The sequence below is a fragment of the Nostoc sp. UHCC 0251 genome, assembly GCF_034932245.1.
Lineage (GTDB): Bacteria > Cyanobacteriota > Cyanobacteriia > Cyanobacteriales > Nostocaceae > Nostoc.
In genome coordinates this window covers 1-4,367 of the sequence record NZ_JAYGHD010000206.1, presented here as the reverse complement: position 1 = coordinate 4,367, position 4,367 = coordinate 1, and the positions used below count along the sequence as shown (strand labels likewise).

General features: G+C 40.4%; 5 protein-coding genes. All 5 read left to right on the top strand.

The features are described 5' to 3' along the window. The first annotated feature begins 15 nt into the window (after positions 1 to 15). Positions 16 to 483: a DUF362 domain-containing protein gene (locus VB740_RS17290; protein WP_323201196.1), complete on the top strand. Its 468-nt coding sequence runs from the start codon at positions 16 to 18 to the stop codon at positions 481 to 483. Positions 484 to 1,618: 1,135 nt separating this feature from the next. Continuing rightward, complete coding sequence (locus VB740_RS17285; protein WP_323201195.1) at positions 1,619 to 1,807, top strand: hypothetical protein; 189 nt, start codon at positions 1,619 to 1,621, stop codon at positions 1,805 to 1,807. 493 nt (positions 1,808 to 2,300) lie between these two features. Beyond that, positions 2,301 to 2,813, top strand: a complete 513-nt coding sequence (locus VB740_RS17280; RefSeq protein ID WP_323201194.1) for an inorganic diphosphatase — start codon at positions 2,301 to 2,303, stop codon at positions 2,811 to 2,813. Between the two features lie 113 nt (positions 2,814 to 2,926). Then, complete coding sequence (gene panD, locus VB740_RS17275) at positions 2,927 to 3,310, top strand: aspartate 1-decarboxylase (protein ID WP_323201193.1); 384 nt, start codon at positions 2,927 to 2,929, stop codon at positions 3,308 to 3,310. Between the two features lie 11 nt (positions 3,311 to 3,321). Then, positions 3,322 to 4,224 (top strand): MBL fold metallo-hydrolase, encoded by a 903-nt coding sequence (locus tag VB740_RS17270; protein ID WP_323201192.1) that lies wholly within the window; start codon positions 3,322 to 3,324, stop codon positions 4,222 to 4,224. Positions 4,225 to 4,367 lie beyond the last annotated feature (143 nt).

Here is a 4,367-nt window from a genome sequence, read left to right as displayed (position 1 = left end):
CACGCCCAGATTTAACTGAGAGGTGCGGGGAATAATATCCCCCATCGACTCAACCAAGATGTGAATAGATTTGGTGAAATGTTAGTAGAAACTGCCAGAGCGATTAACCCTAACTTAACCATATTAGATGGCATCATCGGTCATGAAGGAAATGGACCCAGCAACGGGGAACCTCGCCAACTGGGAATTTTAGCAGCCGCATCAGATATATTTGCTTTAGATCGAGCGATGGTAGAAATTCTCAATGTTCCTCCTGAACAAGTGCCCACAGTTGCAGCTTCGCAAAGGTTAGGAGTTTGTCCAGAACTAACTGCCATAGAGTTTCCGCATTTAAATCCTGACTTATTAAAAATACAAGATTGGCGGCTACCAGACAAGTTGATGCCCATCGATTTTGGTATGCCTCGCGTAATTAAGTCTACTTTTAAACATCTTTACACTCGATTTATCAAGGAACCAATGAGTGTTTACGGAAAGAACTAGTACCGTTGCGCGGAATTCAAAAGTTAAGACTGAGCGGAGTCGTAAAGCCTGCGGCATAGCTACGCTTAACGCGTAGCGTCTCGCAGAGAAGTGTCAAAAGGCTTATTGAATAAAATTTTCATTGATTTCAAATGGTTGTCTTTTTTCCACCGTACTGTACTAAGGAGATGAGGCAGACAAGGAGAATAATTATGCCCCATGCTTAATCCCTAATCCCCAATTTAATGCAAACTTCGTTACAGCAATTTGAATTATTAGCAAAGTAATCTGTAATTACCCTCCGATTGCTTAACCAGACCGCCCTATTATATTTAGTGGCGGTTTTTTTAGTTGATTAATTTGTTATACAATTTTTCGTATTAAATTTTAATTTATCCAAAAAATTATACAGATTTAGCTCTGAAAATTGGAATTGGCTATTTTGTTAAGATATGAGTAAAGTTTGGCGGTAATCTTTCTACGCCACCTTCTAAAATATCTTTTACTCTACCTATATATAGATTGACAAAAACGCTGTAATATTGCACAAATTTGAAAATCTAAATTCTGAAACATTTGTTTAGTGCTATCACTGAATTTCTACTGCCCTACACAGTTGACGCATCAGTATTTATTCGGTAGCTATTGTTGGTTACAACAAGCATTCCTAACATTTCTTGCCTAATGTCAAATATTTGTGTGTATAAATACTGTATAACAATCAAAAGCAGTGAGAAATATTCAGTGCAATTGCTGTTTTGTGTCCTGTATCACAAATTAACAATTCCAGTAAAATGACCTTATCAAAGGCATTTTAGGATGTTATAATCATGAAGTATCGGACAAATATGTTTTACTAATTAATCTTTAAACAGCAAAAAATGTAATTTATGATGCTGTCAAAGTTAGCTTTACATATACGAACCGTTACAACATACAGGGAACATCTGACAATATTAATTACAAAATAAAACATGTGTTGACTTGTAACTTAGTATTAAGAACTCCATGTATAAAAAGGCTATTATGACAGTTGTGGAACTGGTTTAAGTTGTAGGATGCTACACATTTTACAGTTTAAAAATAGCTAAAATAGTATTGATACTCTCAATCAGAGAGTAGTCCTACACAGTGTTACGAAGAACTTCAATTTTGTATGAATTCAAATAGCCAGTCTGCCAATTCTGCCGACACATATTCCCAACGTTTGGCAGACATTGTGGGAACTGCGATCGCTCTCTTGACTCTCATCCTACCCGTATTTGTAATCGCCCATTATTCTTCAACTGATGTTCAAAATAACCAGCAACCTCTGATCCAAAACCTACAAGGAAGGAATGATTGATAAAGCTTCCCAGTAGTACTTCACCAGCAGGAAAGCTACAAAAAGCAGAAAACTGATTTTGAGACAACCCCTGTAGATGTGAATGTATTTCATCAGAAATAAGCTGAATCTATAATTGTGTGGCTCCAGGTTTCAGTTGTATTGGCAGAATAGGGGCAGAAATCCCTCCAACAGCAATTAAGGGCGGGAGAGAATAATACCCTCTTGGAAAAAGGGTTGCGAATAAACTTCGCAACCCTTTTTCCATTTCAAGCGGAGTGGGGAGATGAGGGAGCAGGAGAAGAATTGGGGACAAGGGTGAGAACTTGAAACAAGTCTTTCCCCTTGTCCCCAATTCTCCTTGTCCTCTTGCCCATGCCCAATGCCCAATGCCCAATGCCCCATCCCGTAAAATGAATACCTTGGGAAGAGATCCATATTGCCCTAAAATTCTACACGGGGAGCGAAGCTGACTGAGTGCCCCCATGATTCACTGTTATCAGAGGAGCTTTTTGTGGATTTATCTCGTATTCCTGCCCAACCGAAATCTGGTCTAATCAACGTTCTGATTGAAATTACTGGCGGAAGCAAAAATAAATACGAATATGACAAGGAACTAGAAGCTTTTGCTCTAGACCGAGTACTTTATTCCTCGGTGCAATATCCATACGACTACGGCTTTGTACCCAATACTTTGGCTGATGATGGCGATCCCCTAGATGGTATGGTCATAATTGACGAGCCGACCTTTCCAGGCTGTATTATTGCTGCACGACCGATTGGCTTCTTAGAGATGATTGACGGTGGCGATCGCGATGAGAAAATCCTTTGTGTTCCTGACAAAGATCCGCGCTACACTCAGGTCAAATCTCTGAAAGACGTAGCACCACACCGCTTAGATGAAATTGCCGAATTTTTCCGTAGTTATAAAAATTTGGAAAAAAAGGTGACTGAAATTCTCGGTTGGCAAGATGTGGATAAGGTTGCAGCTTTAGTAGAAAAATCCGTCAAAGCTTATAGAGGATAATAGAGGAGTTAGGAGTTAGGAGTTAAGAGTTATAAATTTTTATTCCTAACTCCTCACTTTGATAACTTTCCTTTGTTACGGATTTTAAAATCTGCCACTAACCCAATATCAAAATGCAGCGCACTCTCCTTTTGGCAAAAATTCATAACTGCACCCTCACGGGGGCGAATATCAACTACGTGGGTAGTATCAGCATTGATGAAATGCTTTTAGAAAAAGCTGGCATCTTACCCTATGAGCAGGTGCAAGTAGTTAATAGTGCCAACGGTCAGCGCTTTATTACCTATGCGATCCCGGCTCCAGCCCACTCAGGAGTAATTGAGTTGAATGGGGGTGCGGCACGTCTAGGCATTATTGGCGATCGCTTGATTATAATGACTTACGGGCAGTTCACTCCAGAAGAGTTAAAAAGTTACTCTCCTACAGTAGTCATTGTGGACGAAAAAAATAGGCTGTTGGAAGTGCGGCGCTATGATGACCTGCTCGGTAAGGTCTAATTTCAAGGAAAATGTCAAATTTTGAGTTGTCGGATTCTCAGAGCTACATACCTGAAAAGTCATCTACCCTGCCAAGTAGCCCAGCAGGTGAATTTATCGTGCAATTCTGGGGTGTAAGAGGTTTGATTCCCACTCCAAGTAGCAATACTAGTCGTTATGGTGGTAATACTGCTTGTGTAGAAATGCATGTAGCAGGAAAACGCTTGATTTTTGATGGCGGCACTGGCTTACGCATACTGGGTAAAACTTGGCAAGAACAGCAACATCCACTAGAAGCCCATTTATTTTTTACCAACTGCCAATCAAATCGTATTCAAGGGTTTCCCTTTTTTGCTCCAGCATTTATTGGGGAAAATTGTTTTCATATTTACGGCACAGCTGCATCAAATGGAGCCTCAATCAAACAATGTCTGTACGATCAGATGCTCCAACCACACTTTCCTTACCCTTTACAGGTAATGCAGTCGGAATTACAGTTTTACAATCTGACTCCAGACAGTGACGTAAAGCTAGATGATGTCACCATTACAACTGCATTAATTAATCAAACTCAGCGTTCAGTTGGCTACCGAATTACTTGGAAAGGGTATAGTGTTGCCTACGTCACAGATTTGCACCAGAATGCTGATCAAGTGGAGCGAGAGCGGATTTTACAGTTTATTAAAGGCGTTGACTTACTGATTGCCAATGCCACTTACACTCCTCCTACGTCTCACAACCACGACTCTGCTGATTTACTCTGGCAAGCGGCGGTGAATGCAGGTCTGAATGCTGGTGTTAAACGGTTAGCCATTTCTCATCATCACCCAGATGACCATGATGATTTTCTTGACAAAGTTAAAGTCGATATTAAATCTGCCTTTCCTCAAGCAATGCTAGCTCATGAGGGTCTAGTATTAGCTGTTGGTAAGTGATTTAAACTTGCTCAAAATCACTGAGATGCAGTGCAGGAGATATTTGTTTGCCAAGGGCTATATGGGCTGACGTTAGCTGCTTGAGCTACTAGAGAGGCAGTCCAGTAAAAGTAGTTGACAAGATGCACAGTTTTTGCGGAGTG